The sequence below is a fragment of the Halobacteriovorax sp. HLS genome, from assembly GCF_004006665.1.
Taxonomy (GTDB): Bacteria; Bdellovibrionota; Bacteriovoracia; order Bacteriovoracales; family Bacteriovoracaceae; genus Halobacteriovorax.
The window spans coordinates 310493-334872 of the sequence record NZ_QOCL01000003.1 but is presented as its reverse complement, the minus strand read 5'-3'; the positions used below and the strand labels follow the sequence as shown (position 1 = coordinate 334872).

Sequence of the window (24380 nt, the reverse complement as noted above, 5' to 3'; positions counted from 1 at the left end):
TTGAAGTTATTTACTACGCTAATTACAATATTAATTTTATCTTCCTGCGTCGGCGGGCCGTCATACAAAGGACCAGTTTCAGATTACTATGATGGAGAGAATTTTCATTATAAGAATCAAAAGATTAACAAGTCTTTTAGTGATTTACTAAAATGGAAATTTTCAGGAAAAAGGCAGCAGTGGCCAGAAGAAATCAAAGTAAACCCAGTTAAAATCAAAGAACAACGGGTAAATAAGGGAGTTGTACTCACCTTTATTAATCACTCTACTTTCTTAATTCAAATTGATGGAGTCAATATACTAACCGATCCAGTGTGGTCTAGAAGAGTTTCCCCTTTTAGCTGGGTCGGTCCACAGCGAACAAGACTGCCAGGGGTAAAGTATGAAGACTTACCTCCTATCGATATTGTTCTGATAGGCCATAATCACTATGATCATTTGGATATTGATACATTAAAAAAGCTAGGCCGCGACCATGAACCAAGGTTTATAGTAGGTCTAGGAGTAGATCTACTCTTAAAAGATAATGGTCTAAAAAATATTACATCATTAGGCTGGAGAGAGTCGGTAACATTTTCAAATATTGAATACCATTTTGTAGAGTGTCAGCACTGGTCGGCCCGCGGCCTCTTTGATAGAAATAAAACTCTTTGGGGTTCCTTTATAATAAAAAACCATTCAAAGAATATCTATTTTGCTAGTGATACAGGTTACTCGCAGCATTTTAAAGAACAACAAGAAGTTTACGGTCCAATGGATATATCACTTCTTCCAATTGGAGCATATGAGCCAAGATGGTTTATGAAGTCTCAACACATGAACCCTGAAGAAGCGGTTAAATCTCATATAGATCTAAAGTCTAAATTTAGCATCGGTATGCACTTTGGAACATTTCAATTAACTGATGAGGCCATTGACACTCCTATCAAAGAGTTAAAGCTGGCTTTGGAAAAATATAAAATTGATCACAAGAGCTTCATTGCTCCGGAGTTTGGTCAGCAGTTTAGGATTGAGTAAGTTATGGATAATTTTTTAAAATGGACACAAGATAATGAACAATCAATTGAGAAATCATTTGTTTGGAAGGACACTGATCAATTTCAATTGATTGTACATGACACTGGAGTTCTCGAATATAAACCAAGGACAGTATCTAACGAACAAGTCATCTTAAGCTGCGCAATTCATGGAAATGAGACGGCACCAATTGAGATTTTAAGCAATATCGTACAAGACTTTTACTATGAAAAGATAAAGTCACAAAAACATATCCTTTTTATTTTTGGTAACCCTAGAGCGATAAATATTGAAAAGAGATTTTGTGAAGAAAATCTTAATCGTCTATTTGCTGGGGCATTAGAAGGAAAATCAAGTAATTACGAAACACAAAGAGCACAAGTGCTGATTAATTGTGTCGAAAGCTTTTTTAAAGAAGGTTCTCGCAAGTTTCACTATGACCTACATACAGCGATAAGAGATTCTGAAATTGAAAAGTTTGCTATATTCCCTTCAGCTATGGATAAGAATGTCGACAAATCACAACTCGCTTTTTTGAGCGACCTAGGAGTTAGGGCCGTTATCTTTAATGATGGAGAGGCCACGACCTTCTCCTATCACAGCGCAAAACTTTTTGGTGCGACTTCCTACACTATTGAACTAGGCAAGGTTCGACCTTTTGGTGAAAATAAAAAAGAGGACTTCGAACAAACTGAGCTAACCCTTAGGCAGTATATAGATGGAACCTATAAACACCATACCGACTTGGACAATATTGAAACTTACATTATTACAGATCTCATAGACAAGAGAGCTGAGAGCATTGAATTTAGCTTCAGTGATACCGCGCCAAACTTTACAAGCTTTGATAAAGAGCAGCTCATTTGTTTTAATAATGATGGAGATTTCATAGCGAAAGAAGATGGATCAAAAATCCTCTTTCCTAATCGTAAAGTTAGAATTGGAGAAAGGGCCGCATTGATTGTGGTCGCAAAAGATTTGCCATAGTAAATCTAAGTAGATAGAATATTTTCACACATACAACTTTTTCTAACAGGGACGTTATGAAAGATAATATTCAAGACATGGTCAAAGAAACAATTGAAGACACACCTCTTGGAGGAAAATCTCTTTCTTCAATTTTACAAAAGAATACACTCGACGCACCGGCAAAGGGACTCTCGAGCCTATTATCAAACGAAATTGGTAAACCTATAAGTCAGACGAAGACACAGTTCCAACAGATTACTACTGAATACTATCCTACAGATGCCTCAATTAATAATGAATTTCTAAGATTAGAGAGACAAAAGAATGAGAAACTTACTCAAACTTTAGAAACTCTCTCAGAGCTTCCTCAACAAATTGAAGGTCTTCAAAAGAAATTAGAAGATTTAACTCACTTTGAAGAAATGAACAAACTTGATCAGGATATTAATGTAGAAATTACGAAGACTCGTTTTGAACTCATTAAAGAAAAACGTAACTACCTATATGTAGTCATGGCCATTTGTCTTCTGTTTGGAATGGTTCTAGGCCCCTTATTATTTTCAGAACCTAAAACAGTAACTATTCAGGCACCAGCGAAAATTAACACAGAAATCAAAGCTATAAAGAAACTAGACCAGTACGTTACGACGAAGTTCGTAAATATTAGAGATTTAAACTCTCCAAAGTCTAAAGTACTAATGACAATTTCTCCTAATCAAGTTCTTACCAAGCTAGATCAGAAAAAAGGATGGATAAAGCTCGAATACACAGACCACTTGAAAGGCAGAAAGGTTCAAGGATGGGGATGGCACGAGAACCTAAAACTTCTAACTAGCCCTTAAAGATATTTAAAAGAGCTTGGCAGTACTCATTTACAAACTTCCCAGAGTATCTCTGGGAAATGGATTTCAAAATATTGCCTATATTAATTTTCCCACCTTTTGCGTGAATCATATCGATACAGAATTCCTCACTTACGATAAAGATATCTGACAACTTAGATATTCCTGAGAGGTTATAACTAAAGCCTACGCCACTACGCTCACCATGATGCTCTCTAACAATCTTACACGTCTGCTGCAATTGTGAAAGACTTGTCTTTTCTAAGAATTCAGCTGTTTTGCTAGCATGCTCGAGTATCTCTATATTCTTGGTCCCCTTTATATTTTTAATGGACTCAAGATTGCGATGAAAAACATCATCACCCTCTAGCTTAATATCATTAAAGAAAGCAGCATTAATAAGGGCGACTCTCATCTCCTTAGTACTCCAGCTAAACTGAGAAAGAAGATTTACACTAACTACCGCGGTCATATACGTTAACTGATAGGACTTACTTGTTGAATTAACATATAGGCTATTTAATAGCTTCTTAGTATCTTTACTAGAGCTAAGTCTATCGGTAATTCCCTCAATAGATTCTTGAGCTAAATTAAGAGCTGACTCAGATAGTCCTACACTTTGCATGAGCCCGTAGACTTCCTCCTGAACCTTAATAAAGTCGACTTCTTTCTTCTTGACAGAAGTGTCATGAAAGATTTTCTCAACACTCTTAAGCATCATTGGTACATCTTCATTATGAACGTAGAGATACTTAATTTTTCGAGCATGTACTTTTGAAAGTGCTTCTTGAAAATCACTATCTGATTTATTTATCACTTTGAGAAATTTCCTATTGTCTCCAATCATGAGATAGTAATCCACGGGAGCGCTCTTTAATATATTGAGATGACTGACAGGAAACTTACAAAAGTCACCCTCAGTAGACTGCTCAGTCTTTTCCTGCTCGGCAATGAAGTCAATTAGATCTTCATTTGTTTCCCATAAAGTACATTTTTCACCTGAGGGTTGCTCTCTAGGAACTATCAATTTAAAATCGAGAGATTCTGTCTTTTTTAGAAAGTACTCCATATCACTTGCTGAAACTGAGGCGAGTAAAAGAACTCCCTTAATATCAGGAAGAATTTCCAACATACCCCTTGCCTGCTCTAGAGTTGTATAAAGTATAATATCGATACTGAACTTAGTTTTTAACTGTAGTGAGATGGCCTTAGAATGGGATTCGTTCTTATTGACTAATATGTAACTCATAGTGATATTATATCATTAAATTAAAATAAAATGTTTCAACAAGTTGAATTTTACATTAAAATAAATCTAATGAAATTCATTACTCTGTTCTTTTTTCTTCTAATTTCCCTGGATAACTCCAGTGCTAAGTCTATACTCATTGACCCTGGTCATGGTGGAGAAGATTGTGGCGCAAAAGGAAAGTACTGGGTAAAGAAAACCCTAAAAATTGTGTGCGAAAAAGATATTGCTCTTTCCATTGCTAAAGAGGCCCACAAGCTTATCTCTAAAAATCACAATGCGTACCTAACAAGAAGTGTAGACAGAACACTTACCCTTGAACAAAGGGCAGCTCTAGCAGACAAAATAAAGGCAGATATCTTTATCTCAATTCATATCAATGGATCAACATCAAGATCATCAAGGGGATTTGAGACATTCTACTTAGATAATCATGATGATGCAGCTGTTAAGAAAGTCGAAGAAGTAGAAAATAAGAACTCACAAGGTGAGCAAGTTATTATAAATAAAATTCTTGCAGACTTAGTTATTGATCGAACAGCACCAAGCTCTCGAAAGCTATCAGGAAAAATTCATAACAGACTATCGAAAGTTCTACCTAAGAAGTATGGTATGATCGACAGGGGTGTTAAACCGGCCCTATTCTACGTCATGGCATTAAGTAAGAGACCGGCCATTTTACTAGAAGTTGGATTTATTTCTAATCAAAAAGAATTAAAAATAATGAGCACAAAGAAATTTCAAAAAGAATATGCTAAAGCAATCGCTCAAGGTGTTGAAGACTACTTCGGCAAAGTAAAGAAGAGACCACCCCTACTATAGAGAATCTACTTCCATATTGTTACAACCTGTATTATTTGCAGGAGGATCTTGCTTTCTGCACTTAGGCGCATCTTTAGGACATTCTAACCTAAGATGAAAGTGAGTCTTATGATACTTAGCAGGCCTTAATCTTCTTAGTGTTTCTTTAACTAAAGGATCCTGACTTGTTCCATGAATTTCGCAAAACTTAGTCTTCACACTCCAATCGACAAAAATACGCCCAACATTTCCCATAGATACGATATTAGTAAAGAGCTTCCAATTTCTCTGGACAGAAAAGTTCTTAGAAACTTTTTTACCATTCGTAAAGTCTTCCCCCCACTCGGGATTAGTTGTACTTTGAGGAGTTTTATTTACCCTTAAATAAACTATATCTATATCAAGTCCATTTTGATGAGAAGCATGGCGAGGAATATTGCCTCCATTAAGAGAAGAAATATCCCCAATCTGCAACTTTTCAACGTCAGAGAAGTTAGATTTAATATCTTCAGCTATAGTAACAACATCACTCAGAAGATACTCAGTAGCATAAAGGTTCGATCTACCTCTAAACAACTTTTCAAAGTGTCCGCTAAATTGGTCTATAGACTGAGAATTTTCAATTTTACCTTTTGAGTAATAGCCAATTGGAGTAGAAGCAAATACAGAGGTCATAAAGGATAAAGGGAGTATTATTTTAGTAAATATTTTCATAAGGAAATTCTAACAAGGATTTTCCTATAAAGACTACTAATAATTAATCTTCAATTTCAACGATGAGATCGACCCAATCTTCTTCAGCGACACGGGAGACAGGAACACAGTAATCCTTAATAGATCTGCCTATTTCATGAATTCTCTGAGCATCACCACAGACAAGATGGTGCCACTCGGGAAGATCCTTTCCTTCATGAATAAGTTTATAAGAGCAAGTACTAGGTAAGTAAGTTAGCTGAGCAATATTTTTAGGTGTAATTTGCAAGCATTCAGGTACTACAAGGCTTCTCGATGCATACTGCTTACATTGAATTTTATCGGTATCAAGCTGATCACAGCTACAGGCGGTATAAGCAATTTCCATAGTGTCAGGGTCTTCAAGCTTTAGTAAACAGCATTTGCCACAACCATCACAGAGAGATTCCCATTCATCATTAGTAAATTGATCTAATTTCTTATCTTTCCAAAACATACGGCCAGCCTACTCTTAAAGAGCTCAACTGGCCCTAGTATTGAAATTATTTCTCGATATTTGCACCAACAACAGCTGCCATTTGCATCATATTGATAGTTTCACCTTCTTTCATATTAGTAAGATCAGTTAACTTTCCAGACTTACTAGTTGATTTAGTGTTCTTGAAGATTGGTAGTAAAGTTGAATCAGCAACAATATACTTTCCTGCATTTTCAGCAGCACCATTTTCAGTTTTAGTTTGAAGCTTATTTGCTTTGATATAATCCCAAAGTCTTTTAGTGATCTCTGTTCTTGGTAATTCTGTTTCACCTAACATTGACGCTAGATCTGATTTTAATTTAACTGGTTTTTTTAAACCTTTTGCTTCTTCTGCCATTTTTTAATCCTTTAAAAATATTCAATTTGATAGATTATTTCATAACTAATTGAGATTAGCTATAAACTCACCCTAGTTTTAAGAAAAGATTTTAGCCACATAGCAGTATTTTTAGGGTTATAGCTATACGCGCGCAGCGATAACTTGAACATTTGTGCTTTTTTGAGCTTGGATTCTTCAAAGATGTTAAATTTATAAAATGAAAAAGCTTAACAAGATCAAGAATGGATTATTTAAAAGAAACGCTTCTATATTAAACTACGGTCTAAAAACAGGACTAAGTATTTTAAAAAATAAGAACGATCCTAAGAAGATCTTGGAATCAATTATTGGAGTTGATCCACAGAAATTTGTTGATGATCTATCCCATTACAAAGGTTCTATTACCAAGGCCGGACAGCTTATTTCTCAATACGGAGAATATTACTTTTCAGAAAGTGTTAATGAGAAACTTCGTCTACTGCAATCATCAACTCACTTTTTAGAGTTTGAAGTTATTAAGAAACAACTATCAGCTACAGCACACTCACACTTTGATATCTCTGAAACACCACTTGCTGCTGCAAGTATTGGTCAAGTACACTCAGCGGTTCATAAGGAAAACCAAAATGAAGTTATCTTTAAAATTCAATACCTAGGAATAGAAAAGGCCATTGGCGCCGATATGTATTTTATTAAAATTCTAGCTAAAATGCTAAATATCTTCCCAAGCTCAATTGATACGAGCGAAGTTTTTCTTGAAATTGAGGATGTGCTAAGAAAAGAGATGGATTACAAAAGAGAGATTAGTCTCATGAATAAGTATAAGTCTCTACTAGACGATTCTTTTTTTAAAATACCCCAAGTTCATGATCAGTATTCTAATAACACTTCAATTTGCATGGATAGAGTTTACGGTATTCATATAAACCAAGTTCCTATTTTAGAAGAAAACAAAGAGCAAAGAAATAAGCTAGGGATGAAGTTATTTGAACTCTTTCTAAAAGAAATTTTTGTCTACTCATTGGTTCAAACGGATTCTCATGGTGGAAACTACCTTGTGAGCGAAGACCTTGCTAGTACTTACCTCATAGATTTTGGGGCATGTCTTGAATTTGATAGTGAAGTACTAAACTTCTACAAAGGATTTTTAACTTCTAGCTATGAATTAGATCGCGAAAGTTTTTTCAAAATACAAGATGAGTTTTCAAAGTATGCTAAAGCAAATTTAGAAATAGATAAGGATCTATTGTGGGAGTATATTACTCTACTTTCATCTCCCTTAAGAAGTAATGACTACGACTGGGGAGAGACGGATCTTCCCGATCAACTAATCAAATATGGCGAAAAGTTACGTAAGACAATTAAGATCGATAAGATCCCATCGCAATTTATCTTTCTGGACCGAAAAATTTTAGGTGTTTTTACCATCATGAAAAACTTGAAATCTAGATTTGATGTCAAAAAGTGTTTTTTAGGGTACACGCCTCCTTTTCGCAATATCAACACCTTGTGATTCTAGCCTCAGATAAAATTCTTTTTTGAGAGTTGGAAAATGAATTCAGAAGCTCATACTGATAGTGATTTAGCAGAGCTTTATGGAGTTGAAACGAAGACACTTAAAAAGACAGTTAGACGTAATATTGGCCGTCGTTCATTCACGGGTTTGTTATAGTCTGTAAAAAATACGTTGGATCATTCTCAATTAATTGAAGCAACCTTCTAGTAGAACCATTTGGAGTATTTTCTCCTCTCTCCCACGATTTAACAGAACTAGGTGAACAAGCAAGAATTGTTGCAAAGACAGGCTGACTAACTTCTAATATTTGTTCTCTTATTTTTTTAATTCTAGTTTTTGAAAACTTCGGTGGCTCCTTTGGAAGTTCGAGAGCCTCTGATTTTAAAGTCACTTTCCCACGAGCGTGATCAAGTGCTTGATTCGCACTTGCAAGAAGTAAGTCTCCAAAGTTATCTTTTGTGATTTCAAGTTTTTTTCTTTTCGCACTCATTTTTTACTCCTTCAACAATCTTCCTTAAGGCCTTCTTTTGGTGTGAAGATATATTTTCAAGCTCATCTTTATTGTATAAAAATAGCAGATAGGTTATTTTACATTTTGGTAAATCAACGTATAGAATTCTAAATCCACCTCTTTTACCTTTTCTTCTACTTTTATCACTTACTCTAAATTTTCTGACCCCGCCAGTTCCAGCTATTACATCACCACGAGAAGGGTCTTCCAAAATATTATTCTTTATCGTAGCTTCAAGGCCCTTATCACCTTCTTGGTCTAGTAAAGCTTTAAAAATATCAGTTTCTACAAATGTTCTAATCATACTATCGGCACCCTAAGTATGACATTAAATATTATATACTATTTAATGTCATAAGCATAGGGTACACGCCTCCTTTTCGCAAAATCAACACCTTGTGATGTTAGCCTCAGATAAAATTCTTTTTTCAAGAGTTGAAATCTTTTGATGTGGTTGGAAAAAAGATTTCTTTAATCCACATCTCATTATTGAATCAAAATCTTGACTATATCTCTTCTCTAGCCAGTTTTTTCCAATTGCCCATTCGATGTGTGGAAGAAAGTTGAATTTCTTACGTTCATGTGATGAAAAATAAATTGAGCTATAGGGATAATCCTCAATTCTTTTTACTATTTTTGCTCGTACTGGATTCTGATAAATGTATCTATAGACATTCAACAAATAGCTTTGCTTATCAATTATTGACCAGCTATAACGATTGCTAAATTTATGATTTATTATATTTACATTCTTCTTAATCAGTCTCCCTATGTGCTGGTTAAAGTACATCATAAATCGATCTATATTTTTATTAGGAGTAGATATTAATAAGTGATAGTGATTATTCATTAGAACAAATGAATGGATAATTACTTCTTCTTTTTCCAAAGAATAAACAAGAGCTTGTTTGCAGATATCCCAAACTTCACAAAGGGGAATTTTAAACCATTCTTTATTATTTGTTCTCGTAGTGACATGGTATGGATAAATATTTTGTCGAATTAGTTTTCTTCTTGGCATCGAAGTCAAATATCATCACACATTAGACATCTTCAAGAAAACCGTTATTTTGATCGTGAGATATTCAGTTTAGAAACGAACAAAGTTAAAGTCTTGATTTCGCGAAAAGGAGGCGTGTACTTTCCGTACTTTCCGAAGCTAAATCACCAACAAGAATCAGGATCAACTCCACTTGAAGCCAATTTCTCAAAAAGCAGTTTCTCAATCTCGGTAGTATAAGATGACATATAATCATCACAAGTAACTGCTACTTTATAATCTAAAAGAAGACGAACTATATGATAACTAGTCTGGGTAGATAAAAGTGTAGTCGAAATTCCATATTGAGTATTTACTTTAACATAGTGAGGGTTCGCCCCGTTTTCCAATAATAGTTTAACTCTTTCAAAGTTACGAACTATAAATAGGGGTGTATCTCCATCCACATTGGCACTACTAAGGTCTGTGCGAGGATTAAGAATAAGACTGTTAGCCAATTTCTTATAGTTTCGATTCAAGTTGCTATCTCCATTTTCGCTATAAAGTGCTGTATGAAGCAGGGGAATATTATGAAACACAGAAATATTAGGATTCATCCCCTTAGAAAGCAGTGAGAGAACAAAGTCAGACTCGCCCCTGCGTAACTCAGAAATAATATTCTTCATTTCTGAGTCGCTAGGCTCAAAGGCAAATGAGTTAAAAACCGTCAGTATAGAAAATAAAACAACTGCAAATTTAAACATAAAATTCATCTCCATAAAGAACAGGTATATTTTAAATATAAGCCCTCAATAAAAAATATCCAGAGTTAACTCCGATAATGTAAAAATTACAAGGAGTGGAATCCTTACTAAACTGATGCATTGTCAGCAAGATTTTCATCCCTCCAAGTATCCAAACTAAAATCTAAACACCCATTAATCTTGTCTTACCGTTATTGAGATTGTGAGAAATTCACTTTAGAAACGAACAAAGTTATGATCTTGATTTCGCGAAAAGGAGGCGTGTACCTAAAAGCCCCAATCATCATCTGCATCGCAAAAATCAACTTTATTCTTCCCAAAATGAAGTAAGAAGAACCTGTCGTAAAGCTCTCGGTTTTCGCGTTTCTCACGAGAACCGCCTCTGTACCAACGAACATTAGCCTCCCTGCAAGTAGGAACAACTCCATAATTAAAAGAAACCTCCAAAACTCTAGGGTTTCTTATATAGCGCTCTGGCCCCTCAATTACTCCAAACCTAGTATTATGATAGATTCTAGTAAAATCAGCCCCAAACTCATCTAAGATACTAGCTACCTCAATTTCTTCCGCAAAATACAACGGAAAACCACCGCTATCACTTGTCGCCTCCACACTCGCCCCAGCTTCAAGAAACTGACGCAAGAGTTTTAAGTCGGACTCAAAAAAATCACTATCTCTTCTTTGTGCAGACAGTGTGGCTACATATGTGTGGTTCTTTGTAGGAAAATCATAATTAGAATCGTTAGGATCGTACCCATCCTTAAGTTTCTCGGCAAGATAAGGGTAGTCTCGACTCTGAAAAGCTTCATAAAATTCTTTTCGCTGATCCTCAGTAGGTGTGTAACCTTGTGCTGAAAAAGTCGCAAATGCTAATAATAAGATTAGATACTTCATAAGAATACTCCTTAACCATAAAGCCTAAGTATAGTAACTATCAAAATAATCACAATAAAATAAGTCTATTTAAGTAAAGATTACAAATGTTAGATTTGGATAAATTACGAATAGTTAACAGTAACAAACTGCCTGTTTGTTAATTTTCCTAACGAATTCGTCTTCTTTTTATAAAGCTCAATTCATTCATTGCTGACATTTCAAATTCTTCTTTTATTTATGGTATCTTCAAGCTTTGTAAGGCACGCCAAATAGCGAACAATCTAAATTAAAAACTCTAGTTATTCTCACTTCTAAAAAAAGTATTTTACTCAACTTTACAACACCTAGTAATTCAGTCTTTCTTTAGCAAAAATTTATGTTTTCTTTACTAAAGTCGATAAGTTGGCATGAACTACTTAAACAAGTTATTAATTTTCCATGCCATTTTCTTATTATTGAGTTCTTGTGGCAAAACACCAGAGGCATCTGCTCCACTTAGTACAGCTCCGGCAGCATCTACTCAGTGGCTTCTTGATCAAAGCTCTGGAAAAGTAAAACTTGTTTCACCCGCAGATGATCGCTCTTCATTCTTTGGTCAGTCTATTGCCGTTGGAGATTTTAACAATGACGGAAAGAATGATCTTGCAGTAGGTGCTCCAAATGGAGACTACAGTGTTTTAGGCTCCGTTGGTCAAACAGATACTGGTGGTGTTTTTATCTATAACTCAATTCAAGATGGAACAGATTTCTCTGTCGCAGACAAAATGATTTCTGCCAACACAAATACTAACAACTTATTTGGAAATGCTCTATTTGCTTTTGACATTAATAGAGATGGTTACAGCGACTTACTCGTAGGAGCTCCTACTGAGGATAGAGTTGGTGCTAATACTGGATCAATTTATATTTATTACGGTAGCGCCAATGGTTTAAACTCCTCCCCATCTCAAATTCTTGATCACCCCACCAATACAGTAAACGAAGGTTTTGGTACAACTATACGAGTAGCAGACCTTGATAAAGACGGATATTACGAAATCATTGCTTCTGCAAAATACGCAGATACACCGAGTACCAATGCTGGTGGCTTTTGGATTATCCCAGGAACTAGTAATATTCTTTATAGTACAGCATCAGCACTTAGAGTTGATATGCCAGCGGCCTTAGTAAGCGCCAGCGATGAATGTGGACATGGCCTTGAAACCGGAGACTACAATGGTGACGGTCTTCTAGATATTTACCTAGGCTGTCCTTACGAAGATACTGGTGGCTCAAATGCAGGAGCTGTATTTGTATATTATGGAAATGGAGTTAATGGAACGTGGGTTGTTAGTAATACTACACCTAGTGCAAATATTTATAATCCAGTCCCAACTGCCAATGATAACTTTGGAGAATCAATTCTTTCGGCCGACTATAATGCAGACTCTAAAATAGATTTAATTATTGGTGCCGTAAGGGCAGATGATAGCTTTGCTGACTCCGGCGCCCTTTACCTTTATAGTGATATACAAACTAATGCCACCGTAGACTCTGTTGTAGGGCCTCCCTACACAAGTGTATCTGCTGAGTACTTCGGATCAAGTCTTACTCTTGCCGATGTTACAGGAGACTCTTATCCAGACTTACTTGTTGGCGCCATTCTAAGCAGAACTGAGGGCTACTCAGGAGGAAGTGTATCAGTACTAGCGAGAACTTACTGGGGAGGAATTGACTTCACAGCGAGATCAAAGAAGATTACTTATGATTATCATACCTCTCCTACATTAAAGAAATTGAATGCCAATGGATCCTTTGGTTCTTCAGTTTGTCATGGTGACATGAATAATGATGGTATGGATGATCTTATTGTCGGTGCTTATCTCGATGATAGTAACTTTACTGACAACGGATCAATTTATATTTACTACAAGCGTACCGGTGGAGAAATATACCAGAGACCTGATGTTAAAATTAGAGCTGATTCTGCAACCGTTTCAACCACAGGCCTTGGACATTCATGTATCGTCTATGATTACAACAGAGATGGATATAAAGACCTTCTTGTTGGCGCAATTAATGATGATACAAGTGGGGCAAATGCAGGTAGAGTAAATATTTACCTAGGAAGTTCAAGTGGTGTTTCACACTCTCCAAACCTAACAGTCCTCGGTCCTGCGACAACGAACTATGGCTTTGGCTCTTCCTTGAGCGTAGGAGATATAGACAATGATGGTTTTGATGATCTGATTGTTGGAGCACATCTCGATGACTCCACTGCCGTAAATCAAGGGGCCATATATATCTTTAGATCAAACTCTACTACTGGAATTGTAGACTTAAATAGCTACACCCGATTCCATAATCCAGCAGGAGCAACTCTCGACTATTATGGTTTTTCAGTTCTAGCATTTGATTATGATAGAGATGGAGATAAAGATCTCTTAATAGGTTCTCCAGGTAATGACACTACAGCTGCTGGAACAGGCATAGTCCATGTAATGCTTAATGGGACAAATGGAGCTAACGCTGGAGTGAATACACTTCTTGACACTACGATAGACTCTAATATTACAGCTCCTACGGCACTAGCAAATGTAGGCTTCGGCTCTGCTCTACATGGAGGTCTATATTATAGCTCAAGTTACCCAGATCTCTTTGTTGGCTCGTACCTAGATGATATTGGAGGAACAGATGCCGGAAATATTTGGATCTATAAAGGAAAATCAACAGGTGTTGAAGTATCACCATACTCAACAGGAACATTCGACGCCCCTTCTTACGATCATGGAGAATGGCTAGGATATTCTATAACAACTTTTGACTTCAATAACGATGGTTCTCAAGATTTAATCATGGGTGCAGCTGCAGATGATGATATTGGTTATAATTCAGGGTCAGTTTATATTCAAATTGAAAAACTACCTTAAAGAATTAAAAAGTAATACCAGAACTTAATGTATGAATAATTGGAGTTTTAAATCCATCTCTCTTTCCTAAGTAACTTAGCTTAAATTTATAATTAATAAAAAATCTATCTCCTTTATATTCAGGTACAACAGATAAGAAACTCTTACTAACGCTAATTGATGTTCTAAAAGAAGAGCGTTGAGAATAGAACCATGAACCAATATAGAGTCCGTCTAGAAGAGGGACTTCGTCTCGGTAATGTAAACCACCAAAGAATTCGAATCTATAATCTTTTAAACTCTTAGTGTGACGCTGATAAAACAGATGAAGAAGTGGCGTGCTAGAAAAAGTTAACGCCTTTTGTGAACTTAGATCAATTAAATCTAAATCATAAACCTCAAGCTTGATTGTTCTATGAATATTTTTAGTATTCCATAACAAATCAGCACTAAGGTTCGACTCCCCTTTATTAAGTGTTCCAAAGTCATAGATCTTAGTATTTCGAAGAAGATCATTAACACTTTGATTAATTAACGTATCATCCTTTCTTGAATAAAATAGATTAAGCTTCCAGAATGATTCACGCTTATCTTGGTGAGTAATGATAGTACTGACTCCTGCCCTAGTCTCCTTATTCATATATACCTTTGTACTAGGAGAAGTAGCTGAGTCAAAAGTCGAAATCGCAAATAAAGATGAAAGATTCAAACTATAGAAAAGAGAAGAAGTTAGGCGATACTTTTTTATATTGATAGATGGAAGAGGAATCGCAAACGCAGAGTTTAGTTCAACAAAATTTTGAGTCGACTGATTTTCATTTAACAGCGCTAAAACAGCTGCTTCTTTTTCAGTACTTGTTTTTGAACTCGAGCTGATTTCATTAATATCTTGTGAAAGTGTATATCCATCTATTGTCGCTGTAATATCTAAATCTAGATAAGACTCATAGAGCGAATTATGAAGGCTTCTCTCGAAAAAAGACTTATCTTTAATGAGTCTATAATTTTCTTCTAAAGAATAATCTGCACTTATACTAAGCGAGTAGAATAAGAAAATTATTTGAGTAAAGTATTTCATTAAATAAATACTAAACTTAGTCTAAAAAGAAAAATAGTCGGCAATTTATACTTTAGAACTCGTTACTTGTGACACTCTAAAATCAAAGTCAATGCAGCGGAGACATATGATAGTTTTAACTGCCCGGAGCTATTAAAACTAGATCTCGAAAGATTACCGTCTGTGTAATTTGGACCAATCGAAATAATCGCCAACACATCATCTCCATCTATTTGAGCTGAGAAATATGACTCTTCTATATCAAGTTCTAGTTTTAGAACTGTCGAATAATTTTGATCAATGAGTTTTGCTTTTGTGACATAGACTTCGCTACCAATCGTCTCCCTTCTTTCTCCAGTACATTCTATGGCCATAGACAAGTTTGTTAGTAAGAGTAAAGAGATGATTTGCATGATTTTTTTCACAGAATTTCCTATTAGTTTTTTCTAATAAGGTATCAAGCGAGAAAGAAAAATGTAAATGAGAAAAAAGAAATTAATGGAGGTCAGGGCCGGATTCGAACCGGCGCGTGGGATATCGGTTTTGCAAACCGACGCATTCGACCGCTCTGCCACCTGACCTCATTAATGAATGTATAATGATTGATTGAAGTAAATATGTCAACCTAGAACTGACTGATTTTTCAGTAGTTCTAGGTTGTTATATAGATATTCTTTATGCTTCGCGAATGACGTACTTATCTTTACCTTGGTCTACCATTTCTCTAAGTTCTTTACCTACTTTGAAAAATGGAACTTTCTTAGGTGGTACTTTTACTACTTTACCAGTCTTAGGGTTACGTCCTTCATAAGCTTTATAATTTCTATTAGCAAATGAGCCAAATCCTCTGATTTCAATTCTCTCATCGTTATAGAGGGATTTGATCATTGAATCAAAACAAATGTTTACGATTGATTCCGCTTGTTTGTGTGTTAAGTTTGCCTGCTTTTCGATAGCAGCTACAAGATCCGCTTTAGTCATACGTCTCTCCTTGTGAAGCATTTATATAAGTTTTGTATGATTAATAAACTTCTCGGCAGTTACGAGTATTTTCTAAACAGTCTAACTCACTTTTTTTAAATAATTCTAATCTATTGAAAATTCAAAGACTAAATAAGCTAAGCTGCCAACTTTTCGTGCCGACTATAGCTTTATTATATTGCAAAAAACTCACATAAAGTACTGAAATCTCGAATAAAGTGAAAAGTCTCAAAGTTTGAGCAGTAATTCAGCTAAAATTAAAGAAACAAATTCAAGTATAAGGATATTTTGACGAAGAGTATTATGAATTATTAAGGATGAATAGACGGATGAAAACACTCAAGTTTATATTAATGGCCCTACTCACTCTCAACTTGGCAAGTTGTGTTACAGGTGATGGTCGTGAAGGTAAACCAGTTATTAAAAGTAGTGCTCAAGGTGCCACAAGTGCTGGCTGCGGTGAAGATCTCTTCCTACTAGATACAGGAGATTCCTGTGTCAATATTTGTCCAGAAGGATACTACCAGCCAACAGGTGACGAACTGGCCACTATTACAGCTGAGCAAAGTGCAGACATTCAAGATATTATTGCTGCTTCTGCAGGTATCTGTTTAGATGAGTCCACTAAAATTGTTAGACCAACTAATGAAGTTTATATCAAAAGAGACTTCTGTGCTTGTAAGGGTAATGTTCCTGATATCATAAATAATTGTGCAAGCTTTTGCTCAACTCAAAACACTGAAGCTGCAACCCTATTTGTATCAACAACTTTAGGCCCTACAATTTCATTAAATGAGAACCTAGGAAACCTATATAATTGGTGTACTAATGAAATTGGTGATGGACTAACTGGACCAGGATGCTTTCTTGAAGTATATGATGGCAGTGGAACTGAAGATCTCTCTATAGAGATAAGTCCTAATTCAAATAGCTTTAAAGTTAATATCTCTTCATTGGCAATGGACAAGACATATGTTGCGACTCTAAAAGAAAAAGGTTCAGGATCAAATGCACAAAGCCAGTCTTTCCAAATAAGAAGAACAGAATATTCATCTACGACAGATCCGGATGAAACTCCTCTAAAGATCATGCCAATATCTCAATACACTTGCTTAACTAGAGCGGGAACACAGGTAGACGCAGGGAATTTATACGACAACGCTGCAAGGTTACACTTCTACTTTGCAAGCAATAATAATCCAACTTCACTACCTCCAGGAAACCCATTCTTATTCTGTCATGATGTAGCAAAGTATGGGGATAACGACTCTCCTCTGTATGATAGACTAGAATTAATTCCGCAACACTTTGCCCTATGGGATCAATCTGATGTTAGATTTGCAGATCAAAATGCTAATTCTAGACCTGATATAAATGAGCAACTACAAGAAAGACTTTTAAATGAACACGGTATTAGTAAAACAATTAATATCTTTGGACTACTTACATGGCCAAATGTTCCTGATTCTAACGGGTCCGCACCAAATCTAGGTTTCTATCTACTTCCTTGGATAGATCAAGTAACTGGTCGCGCTTACTGTCCAGGACAAGCAGAGTACAACGGAACAGATAAGCTATTTAATATAATGAAAGAAGTTATAGGTGTGAGTACAGAAGGTATCTACATGTCTATTAAAGAGCCTGAGTTATTAACAAATAATGATAATACTCCTGTTCTTGCTCCTCAGGATATTCTTATCATAAGAGAGAATCTCTTAAAGAAAATCTGGTTCTACTATGAAAATGGTCAGCACTATGTTCCTGATGAAATAACAGCTTCTCAAAAAACTATTCACTTCTACTGGCCAGCAGATCCAGTGAATCCGTATATCAAAAAGTCTTCTCAAAAGATTTACACTGTAAGAAGGCCAACAGAGTTAAATGTAGATGCTAGTCAAACTGGTCTAACTACAACGGTTACGCCGCCAGATAAGAGATTTGGCTGCGCTCCAGCACTAGATTAGAAAAATGTATTTGAAAAGATTACCCAAGTAGGACCTACTTCATTTGAGAAGAAGTACATGAGAATTCCCACTCTAAGGGAATAAATAATCCCTTTTTTCATAAACCATTTAGTAACTCTTTCAAAGAAAGAAGCTTCTTTTGATTTTTTTAAAATAAAGAACCCAAGAATAAATGTAACAAGGTTTGCTATGAAGAATTGAGTCAGCTTTGCTTTATCTTTAAACATACCTAATAGCGAAATCAAAGCCGTATCACTTCTAAGAAGGTCTGTTATAAAGTCTACTCCCTTAGGAATGAACTTAAAGATTGCCTTAGCTGGAGTCTGGTCAATATTTTCTTGAATCTTGGCACGAGCAGCTGGTCTACTCATACGTGAAAACTGGCCGGTTAACTGCTTGATCATAGCAGGCATTTTCTTTAGCATTTCGGCCCGATCCATTTTTTGCCCAGGCTTCATATTTCCCGCATACATTTGAGCGAGCTTCATTTTTTCTTCTTCTGAGATCTTTCCATCTTTATTCATCTCTTGAAGCATATTTACCATTTCACTATTTTCTTTACGATAGTTTTCGATAACGTTCTCTAACTCTTCACTATCATGATCTTCATTTTCAACATATTCCACATCAGAATTTTGACTATAAGAAAAAGTAGGTAAAAAAGAAAATCCTAGAAGTACAACTCCTAGGATTAGAATATTTTTTTGAAAAGTTTTTTTAATCAAGAGACTATGCCTTAGCAGCTGAGCCCTGCTCCTTACCTTTCATCCTATCAAAGAATAAAGTCACAGGAGCGGCCACGAAGATTGATGAATAAGTACCAATCACAACACCAAGAGTAATTGCTAAGAAGAAATCTCTAATCGCAAGTCCACCAAAAACATACATAACACCAGAAACAAATAAAGTTGTAAGTGAAGTCATAATTGTTCTTGAAAGTGTTTCATTAACAGCATTATTAATATGAGTTCCAAGAGCTAGGGCAGGATTTCTATCTTCATGCTCTCTTACTCTATCATAAACAATAACCGTATCATTCACTGAGTAACCAATAACAGCAAGAAGGGCCGCAACAGTCTGTAGAGTAAATTCAACATGAAAGAATGCAAATACACCAAGAATTATTGTTACATCATGAAAGAGTGCAACGATAGCTCCTGGAGAATACTTAAAATCAAATCTTAATCCAATGTAGATCATGATAGCAATTAAGGCCCAAAGCATTGCTTGAAAACCTGAAATTCTCAACTGGGCCCCAGCTTTTGGTCCAACGATATCTACCTTTCTAACTTCTACTCCAGCTGAAGCGTAAGTATTAGATAGAGCACTTGAAACCTGATCTGTAATTTGGTTTAAATTTGACTCATCACCTTGCACTTTAACAAGGTATTCATTATCTACTGGCTCACCAATACTTTGAGCAGCGATTCCTTTGAATCCGGCGTCAGTTAGAGTCTTTCTAATTCCATCAAGCGCAACTGCATCTCTAAACTTTAGTTGTATTTCTGCTCCACCTCTAAAGTCTACCCCGTAATCCATTTTGGTAACAATTCCAAAAATCGAAACAGCGACAAGAATAAGAGACAATGTTGCAGTTATAGAAAACTTAGATACAAAATTAATTTTTGTGTCACTTTTAATTATTTCAAACACGATAATTCCCCTCGACCTTAGATACTAAGGTCTTCTCCTCTAGTTTTATCCATATAGAACTCAAATAATAACTTCCCAACAAAGTAAGAAGTGTAAACAGTAGCAAAGATACCAATGATAAGAGTTACAGCGAACCCTCTAATTGGACCAGTACCAAAGTTGAGCAGACAGAAACCAGCTAGAGCTGTCGTAATGTTAGCATCAATGATTGTCCAGAAAGCTGAATCAAATCCACTTTCAACGGCCTTGTAGTAACCAACACCTTTACGAATTTCTTCTCGTATTCTTTCATAGATAATAATATTTGCATCGACGGCCATACCAATCGTAAGCGCGATACCTGCAATACCTGGAAGAGTAAGTGTTGCTTCAAGCCCAACTAGACATGCTAGAACAACAAGAACGTTTAAACCAAGAGTTACAATAGCGATTCCACCACTTACTCTATAATAGATAAGGATAAATCCAAATACGACTAAACAAGCAATCATAGAAGCAAAGCGAGCCTTATCAATCGAATCATGACCAAGAGAAGGACCAACTGTTCTTTGCTCTAGAAAGTCTAGTTGCACAGGAAGTGCACCAGCTCTTAGAACAAGGGCCAAGTCTCTTGCATCTTTCATAACAGAATTGAAACCACCAGAACCAAGAGTAATTTGTGCTCTACCACCACCAATTCTTGAATTGATACTTGGTGCACTGTAAACGTTACCATCTAGGATAATCGCTAATTGTCTACCAATACTATTTCCAGTGATCTCTTCAAAGAGCTTTGCTCCACTTGATTTGAACTCTAAAGAAACGTAAGGCTCATTCTTTTGTTGATCAATTTGTACTCTAGCATCTTGAAGAGCTTCACCTGTTAGAGCAGTATTCTCTTCTACTAGGTAAGGTATTTTAGATTCAAGCTCATTAGTTACTTTACTAACTTTCTTTTCAAAAGCTAAAACCCAACCAGCAGGTAGAAGCTTCTCACCTTTTAAGTAATCATTCAGACCATTTAAATAAGTCGAAAAACGATCACCTTTTTTGAAAGTTATACCAGTTGCTTCGGCCTTAGTTATCCATTCCTGAATAGTTACTGGGCTTACTTCATTATTAACAAGATTAAATGTTAACTTAGCTGTTTTACCGATGAGGTCTTTCGCTCTATCGATATCTTTAACACCAGGAAGCTGAACGATAATTCTATCATTACCTTGAGAAATAATTTCAGGCTCAGTTACACCAAACTCATCAATACGGTTACGGATAACTTCAATAGACTTTGATACCGACTGTTCTTCAATTTGTGTTTTTAAAACTTTCGTTAAAGCGATCTGTAGGTTTGTACCAGTATCAGCAGTGATTCTAATATAACCTTGATAGAATTCGTGAATCTTATCTTTTACTTTTGACATATCAGATGCATTCGCTAGAACAAGAGAGATCTTAGGATCAAGCTCATCAGCAACATCTAACTCACCATTTGTTGCTAGGATTCCTTCATCTTTTAAAAGATTAGAAATCTTTCTAGCATAACCTTCTACTTCTTCTTTGTAGACTTTCTTAAAGTCGATACCAAGAATCATGTAGAGACCACCTTGTAGGTCGAGCCCTAGGTTAATCTTAGACTTAACAGGGTAATTAGATTCTTCATGGAAGTCCATTGTCGTAGGTAAGATCATCACTACCGACGTTACAGCAACTAACAATAGGAAAATAAAGCGATACCACCAGCTTCTTTTCATTCAATACTCCTTCATTGGACAAGTCACATCAATACGACTTAACTCCGAACGGTGTCTTATATATAGATACCTAAATTTAAACTGTTAAAAGTATAGTGGAAAACTCAACGAAAATGCAACGAAAGATAAGGCAAACTACCAAAATAATTAGTAGAGTGCCTATGCGTCAGTTTTAGTCTTTTCTTTTTGGTCTTGAATAATGGCAGTGACTTCCTGCACAGTTTGTTCATCAACAGAAATTGCTGACTCTTTTGAAACAGTTATTTCATCAACAGTTTCATCTTTTGGCGCAGGTTTATTCACCTCATCAAAGAGGTCATCTTTAGCTTTTTGAAACTCTCTTAACCCTTTACCTAATCCCTTTGCTAGCTCTGGAAGCTTTTTAGGTCCAATAAAGAGTAAGGCAAAAAGAAAGATTACTAAAAGTTCACTTGCGCCAATTCCAAACATATTATTCTCGATTATTTTTCAGTTTTCTTTTCAAAGATTGTACTGGCCTTTCCACCAATTTGGCTTCTTAGAACTTTAATTTTTGTTCCTTCCGCAACATCAAGAGTTACAACTTTATCTGTAAGACCTGTAATTGTTCCAATGATACCAGACTTAGTGAAGATCTCTTCACCTTTACCAAGTGTTGCAAGAAGTGCTTGCTCTTCTTTAAGTTTCTTAGACTGTGGTCTAATCATTAAAAAGTAAAAGATTGCAAAGATGATGATCATTGGAGCGAAAGACGCTAAACCACCCGGAGCTGCTGCAGCTGTTGCTTCTTGTGCCTGTACTGAAGTAAAAAGTAATTCTAACATGATATATCCTTATTTTATTTAGTTATTTCCATTTCTCAGAAGTGTATTTGTTATAAAAGTTCTTATAATATTCGTCAAATGTTCCTGCGATAATATGCGCTCTTGCGTCCTTCGTCATCTTAATAAAGAAGTGTAAGTTATGATAACTTATAAGTTGTCCGGCCAGGTATTCACCCGTGTTATAAAGATGTCTAATATAAGATCTAGAATAGGTCTTACAAACCTTACACTCACAATCTGGATCTGGTTGAGCTTTATCTTCCTTAAATCGTTCTTTTTTAATATTTAGTGGCCCATCGTGGGTTAAAAACTGCCCATTACGGGCGTTCCTAGTTGGAAGCACACAGTCAAACATATCTAGGCCATTTTTAATCCCTGTAAGTATATCTAGTGGCTTTCCAACTCCCATAAGGTAGCGCGGCTTATCCTTAGGCATTGTGTGGACAAAGTCTGAGCAAAACTCAACCATTTCTTCATTTTTTTCGCCAACACTTAATCCGCCAAGTGCGTAACCTTCAAAATTCATCTCAACTAAACGTTCCATGCACTCACTTCTTAGGTCAAAGTGAAGTCCGCCTTGAATGATTCCAAAGAGATTTTGATGTTCTTTAAGTTCATAGTTTCTACAGCGCTGTGCCCATCTTAGAGTAAGTTCCATACTTTCTCTAAGTCTCTCTTTTGTAGCTGGAAGTGCAGGACACTCATCAAAGTTCATTACAATATCACTGCCTAGGGCCTTCTGGATTTCCATAGACTTCTCAGGTGAGATCATATGATATGAGCCATCAATATGAGATTGAAACCTAACCCCTTCTTCAGTTAGCTTATTTATATCTGACAAAGAAAATACTTGAAAGCCACCACTATCAGTAAGAATAGGCTTATTCCAATTCATAAATCCATGAAGCCCACCACCAACTCTTTCGATGAGCTCGTGACCTGGCCTTAGATATAAGTGATAAGTATTACCCAAAATAATTTGAGAGCCGATCTCTTCTAACTGATCTTGCCACATACACTTTACTGTAGCTCGTGTACCTACAGGCATGAAGATAGGTGTTTCGATATCACCGTGGGCAGTTTTTACAACTCCGGCCCTGGCCTTACCGTCATAGGCAATATTTGTATACATAGTCGTCATTGGTCCCTCAAAATTAACATGGAATCACCATAAGAGAAGAATCTATACTCTCTTGCAATGGCCTCTTTATATAGCTCAAGAGTTTTCTCTCTTCCAATAAGAGAGCTCACCAGCATGAGCAGAGTTGATTTGGGTAAGTGAAAATTAGTCACTAATCCTTTTATGGAATTCACCTCAACACCTGGGTGTAAGAAGATATCTGTCTCGTAATATTTATCTGCCTCTAAATTAAAATCACTTCCATCATGACAACTCTCAAGAACTCTTAGAGAAGTTGTACCAACGGCATAGATCTCACGATTGCCTTTAATTTTATCTAAGTTCTTAGAGTCTATAAAATACTTCTCAGTATGCATTTTATGCTCTTGTAAATTATCGACCTTTACTGGCAAGAACGTTCCAAGACCTACGTGAAGAGTGACTTGTGCTCTAGAGATTGACTTATCTTCTAAAGACTTAAAAACTTCCTCAGTAAAGTGCAGTCCAGCAGTAGGAGCAGCAACACTCCCTACTTCCTTTGCATAAACAGTCTGATAATCTTCGACATCTTTTGCATCACTTTCGCCATTTCTAATATAAGGAGGGATAGGAATTTTTCCATGCTCCTCTAAATAGCTCGCAAGGTTTTCATTATTAAATTCAACAAAGAAGCGGCCATCGCGTATTTCTTTTAATGTGGCCACAAGACCATTTTCAAAGTGAAAAGTTTGCTCAAGCCTTTTTTTAGAAGTTGTTTTAATTAGTACTTCACGTAGCCCTTGCTCATTTGCTTCAATGTCTAGAATGAAGACTTCACATTTGCCACCTGTAGACTTTGATCCAATTAATCGACAAGGAAATACTTTTGACTGATTTACAACTAGTAAGGAGGACTCTGGTAGATAATTTGATAGATTGATAAATTCATCATGAATGATTTCATCAGATTTCACTTTATAGACCAGCATTTTCGAGTGATGACGTCCCGCAACAGGGCGATCAGCAATAAGACTTGCTGGCAAATCAAAATCATAGTTACTAAGTCTCAAATCAACATCATTCATAGTTGCAGCTATTCCAAACATTAGGCATAATAAATATATGTATTTA

At 36.0% G+C, this 24380-nt stretch carries 27 protein-coding genes and 1 tRNA gene; 8 read left to right on the top strand and 20 right to left on the bottom strand.

Going from position 1 to position 24380, the window contains the following annotated elements; translation table 11 throughout:
• From DPQ89_RS06275 to DPQ89_RS06265, 3 genes are read left to right on the top strand one after another with little or no spacing between them, the layout of a single operon-like run.
• Window positions 1-1017: an MBL fold metallo-hydrolase gene (locus tag DPQ89_RS06275; RefSeq protein ID WP_241558797.1), complete on the top strand. Its 1017-nt coding sequence runs from the start codon at window positions 1-3 to the stop codon at window positions 1015-1017.
• A 3-nt stretch (window positions 1018-1020) separates the two neighbouring features.
• Entirely contained in the window at window positions 1021-2004 is a 984-nt protein-coding gene (locus tag DPQ89_RS06270) for a succinylglutamate desuccinylase (protein ID WP_127716065.1), read from the top strand.
• Between the two features lie 56 nt (window positions 2005-2060).
• Window positions 2061-2828, top strand: a complete 768-nt coding sequence (locus DPQ89_RS06265) for a hypothetical protein (protein ID WP_127716064.1) — start codon at window positions 2061-2063, stop codon at window positions 2826-2828.
• Here DPQ89_RS06265 and DPQ89_RS06260 read toward each other — a convergent pair.
• Entirely contained in the window at window positions 2818-4077 is a 1260-nt protein-coding gene (locus DPQ89_RS06260; RefSeq protein WP_127716063.1) for a hypothetical protein, read from the bottom strand. The two genes, DPQ89_RS06265 and DPQ89_RS06260, sit on opposite strands and share 11 nt — an antisense overlap.
• Before the next feature lie 69 nt (window positions 4078-4146).
• On the opposite strand from DPQ89_RS06260, the gene DPQ89_RS06255 reads away from it, so the two are divergent.
• The gene (locus DPQ89_RS06255; protein WP_164848281.1) at window positions 4147-4899 is read left to right on the top strand and encodes an N-acetylmuramoyl-L-alanine amidase; all 753 of its coding nucleotides are present in this window, start codon (window positions 4147-4149) and stop codon (window positions 4897-4899) included.
• On the opposite strand, the gene DPQ89_RS06250 is transcribed toward DPQ89_RS06255, so the two are convergent.
• From DPQ89_RS06250 to DPQ89_RS06240, 3 genes are read right to left on the bottom strand one after another with little or no spacing between them, the layout of a single operon-like run.
• Window positions 4894-5592 carry a penicillin-insensitive murein endopeptidase gene (locus tag DPQ89_RS06250; RefSeq protein WP_127716061.1) on the bottom strand — a complete coding sequence of 233 codons (699 nt, stop codon included), beginning with the start codon at window positions 5590-5592 and terminating at the stop codon, window positions 4894-4896. The two genes, DPQ89_RS06255 and DPQ89_RS06250, sit on opposite strands and share 6 nt — an antisense overlap.
• Window positions 5593-5635: 43 nt before the next feature.
• A complete protein-coding gene (locus tag DPQ89_RS06245) occupies window positions 5636-6067 on the bottom strand; it encodes a YcgN family cysteine cluster protein (RefSeq protein ID WP_127716060.1) in 432 nt (143 codons plus the stop codon).
• Between the two features lie 46 nt (window positions 6068-6113).
• The gene (locus tag DPQ89_RS06240) at window positions 6114-6446 is read right to left on the bottom strand and encodes an SWIB/MDM2 domain-containing protein (protein WP_127716059.1); all 333 of its coding nucleotides are present in this window, start codon (window positions 6444-6446) and stop codon (window positions 6114-6116) included.
• A 199-nt stretch (window positions 6447-6645) separates the two neighbouring features.
• Here DPQ89_RS06240 and DPQ89_RS06235 point away from each other — a divergent pair, with 199 nt between their 5' ends.
• Together DPQ89_RS06235 and DPQ89_RS18810 are read left to right on the top strand one after the other, a co-directional pair.
• The gene (locus DPQ89_RS06235; RefSeq protein WP_127716058.1) at window positions 6646-7941 is read left to right on the top strand and encodes an AarF/UbiB family protein; all 1296 of its coding nucleotides are present in this window, start codon (window positions 6646-6648) and stop codon (window positions 7939-7941) included.
• 39 nt (window positions 7942-7980) lie between these two features.
• Window positions 7981-8100 carry an ORF6N domain-containing protein gene (locus DPQ89_RS18810; protein ID WP_206611141.1) on the top strand — a complete coding sequence of 40 codons (120 nt, stop codon included), beginning with the start codon at window positions 7981-7983 and terminating at the stop codon, window positions 8098-8100.
• Here DPQ89_RS18810 and DPQ89_RS06225 read toward each other — a convergent pair.
• From DPQ89_RS06225 to DPQ89_RS06205, 5 genes are all read right to left on the bottom strand, one after another.
• A complete protein-coding gene (locus tag DPQ89_RS06225; RefSeq protein WP_127716057.1) occupies window positions 8084-8434 on the bottom strand; it encodes a DNA-binding transcriptional regulator in 351 nt (116 codons plus the stop codon). The two genes, DPQ89_RS18810 and DPQ89_RS06225, sit on opposite strands and share 17 nt — an antisense overlap.
• Complete coding sequence (locus tag DPQ89_RS06220) at window positions 8409-8759, bottom strand: type II toxin-antitoxin system RelE/ParE family toxin (protein ID WP_127716056.1); 351 nt, start codon at window positions 8757-8759, stop codon at window positions 8409-8411. The genes DPQ89_RS06225 and DPQ89_RS06220 overlap by 26 nt, the downstream gene beginning before the upstream one ends.
• An 84-nt stretch (window positions 8760-8843) precedes the next feature.
• Window positions 8844-9476: a transposase gene (locus tag DPQ89_RS06215; protein ID WP_127716055.1), complete on the bottom strand. Its 633-nt coding sequence runs from the start codon at window positions 9474-9476 to the stop codon at window positions 8844-8846.
• A 143-nt stretch (window positions 9477-9619) separates the two neighbouring features.
• Window positions 9620-10198 carry a hypothetical protein gene (locus tag DPQ89_RS06210; protein WP_127716054.1) on the bottom strand — a complete coding sequence of 193 codons (579 nt, stop codon included), beginning with the start codon at window positions 10196-10198 and terminating at the stop codon, window positions 9620-9622.
• Window positions 10199-10465: 267 nt separating this feature from the next.
• Window positions 10466-11092 carry a hypothetical protein gene (locus DPQ89_RS06205; protein ID WP_127716053.1) on the bottom strand — a complete coding sequence of 209 codons (627 nt, stop codon included), beginning with the start codon at window positions 11090-11092 and terminating at the stop codon, window positions 10466-10468.
• A gap of 389 nt (window positions 11093-11481) precedes the next feature.
• On the opposite strand from DPQ89_RS06205, the gene DPQ89_RS06200 reads away from it, so the two are divergent.
• On the top strand, window positions 11482-13983 hold the full coding sequence (locus DPQ89_RS06200; RefSeq protein ID WP_127716052.1) for an FG-GAP-like repeat-containing protein: 2502 nt from the start codon (window positions 11482-11484) through the stop codon (window positions 13981-13983).
• Between the two features lie 4 nt (window positions 13984-13987).
• Here the strand turns inward: DPQ89_RS06200 and DPQ89_RS06195 are convergent, their stop codons facing one another.
• The 4 genes from DPQ89_RS06195 to DPQ89_RS06180 all read right to left on the bottom strand — a co-directional run bounded on the left by DPQ89_RS06195 (window position 13988) and on the right by DPQ89_RS06180 (window position 16000).
• Entirely contained in the window at window positions 13988-15040 is a 1053-nt protein-coding gene (locus DPQ89_RS06195; RefSeq protein WP_127716051.1) for a hypothetical protein, read from the bottom strand.
• Between the two features lie 62 nt (window positions 15041-15102).
• Window positions 15103-15444, bottom strand: a complete 342-nt coding sequence (locus DPQ89_RS06190; RefSeq protein WP_127716050.1) for a hypothetical protein — start codon at window positions 15442-15444, stop codon at window positions 15103-15105.
• A 74-nt stretch (window positions 15445-15518) separates the two neighbouring features.
• Window positions 15519-15600 (bottom strand) — tRNA-Cys (locus DPQ89_RS06185).
• Window positions 15601-15694: 94 nt separating this feature from the next.
• Window positions 15695-16000 (bottom strand): HU family DNA-binding protein, encoded by a 306-nt coding sequence (locus DPQ89_RS06180; protein WP_127716049.1) that lies wholly within the window; start codon window positions 15998-16000, stop codon window positions 15695-15697.
• A 329-nt stretch (window positions 16001-16329) separates the two neighbouring features.
• On the opposite strand from DPQ89_RS06180, the gene DPQ89_RS06175 reads away from it, so the two are divergent.
• Entirely contained in the window at window positions 16330-17964 is a 1635-nt protein-coding gene (locus DPQ89_RS06175) for a hypothetical protein (RefSeq protein ID WP_127716048.1), read from the top strand.
• On the opposite strand, the gene DPQ89_RS06170 is transcribed toward DPQ89_RS06175, so the two are convergent.
• The 7 genes from DPQ89_RS06170 to queA form a co-directional block, all read right to left on the bottom strand.
• Window positions 17961-18689 (bottom strand): hypothetical protein, encoded by a 729-nt coding sequence (locus DPQ89_RS06170; protein ID WP_127716047.1) that lies wholly within the window; start codon window positions 18687-18689, stop codon window positions 17961-17963. The genes DPQ89_RS06175 and DPQ89_RS06170 overlap by 4 nt on opposite strands.
• A gap of 4 nt (window positions 18690-18693) precedes the next feature.
• A complete protein-coding gene (gene secF, locus DPQ89_RS06165) occupies window positions 18694-19617 on the bottom strand; it encodes a protein translocase subunit SecF (protein ID WP_127716046.1) in 924 nt (307 codons plus the stop codon).
• Window positions 19618-19634: 17 nt separating this feature from the next.
• Window positions 19635-21347: a protein translocase subunit SecD gene (gene secD, locus DPQ89_RS06160; RefSeq protein WP_127716045.1), complete on the bottom strand. Its 1713-nt coding sequence runs from the start codon at window positions 21345-21347 to the stop codon at window positions 19635-19637.
• Window positions 21348-21506: 159 nt separating this feature from the next.
• A complete protein-coding gene (locus DPQ89_RS18740; RefSeq protein WP_127716044.1) occupies window positions 21507-21797 on the bottom strand; it encodes a twin-arginine translocase TatA/TatE family subunit in 291 nt (96 codons plus the stop codon).
• Window positions 21798-21808: 11 nt separating this feature from the next.
• Window positions 21809-22150 (bottom strand): preprotein translocase subunit YajC, encoded by a 342-nt coding sequence (gene yajC, locus DPQ89_RS06150; RefSeq protein WP_127716043.1) that lies wholly within the window; start codon window positions 22148-22150, stop codon window positions 21809-21811.
• A gap of 22 nt (window positions 22151-22172) precedes the next feature.
• Complete coding sequence (tgt, locus tag DPQ89_RS06145; RefSeq protein WP_127716042.1) at window positions 22173-23291, bottom strand: tRNA guanosine(34) transglycosylase Tgt; 1119 nt, start codon at window positions 23289-23291, stop codon at window positions 22173-22175.
• The gene (gene queA, locus DPQ89_RS06140; RefSeq protein WP_127716041.1) at window positions 23288-24355 is read right to left on the bottom strand and encodes a tRNA preQ1(34) S-adenosylmethionine ribosyltransferase-isomerase QueA; all 1068 of its coding nucleotides are present in this window, start codon (window positions 24353-24355) and stop codon (window positions 23288-23290) included. Before queA ends, tgt begins: the two co-directional genes overlap by 4 nt.
• Window positions 24356-24380: the final 25 nt, after the last annotated feature.